Genomic DNA, 460 nt, shown 5'->3' with positions numbered 1-460 from the left:
GTGTTAAGACAGCCTTATTGAGACTTTTAGTGGCTGGAGAGTCGTCGGGATCATGATCTACACAAATAACAATGTGTTTATAAGGAGTTTCAGCAGGTGAGAGTTCTGAATCAGGCACAAGGTGATTCATGTTAGAAAGACCTAGACAGGCTTTAATGGTTCCTTTAAGTCCTGCAGCCTTTAAGCTTAAGGCTGTTTCTATTCCTTCGGCAATAAAGAGAGCATCTGGGTCTGTGCCTTCCTGAAGCGTAACTGCTGATCCTTTGATAACTCCAAAAGACTTCTTAGGTGTTGCAATAGCTGCCTTGGCTCCCGTTTGAGGATCTAAAAAGGTAATCTGTACCGCTGTGAGAGTTCCTTCTTGTGATCTCGCTGCCGCTATAAGGCACGGGTAAGACTCTCTTGAACTATCTCTTGATTGCTTGTGTGCCGCTTCTCTCGTTTTGGAAATGTCATCAGT

Annotated in this window: 1 protein-coding gene; it reads right to left on the bottom strand. The window is 44.1% G+C overall.

Features of this window, described 5'->3' with window-relative positions; genetic code table 11:
• Positions 1-460, bottom strand: a 460-nt coding sequence (locus D3I60_RS01450; protein ID WP_262774341.1) for a DUF7146 domain-containing protein, incomplete at both ends; no start/stop codon positions are given.

The sequence above is a fragment of the Brevibacterium permense genome (assembly GCF_025506275.1).
GTDB lineage: Bacteria > Actinomycetota > Actinomycetes > Actinomycetales > Brevibacteriaceae > Brevibacterium > Brevibacterium permense_A.
Note: the sequence above shows the minus strand (reverse complement) of the source record. Positions and strands in the feature narration are given on the sequence as shown.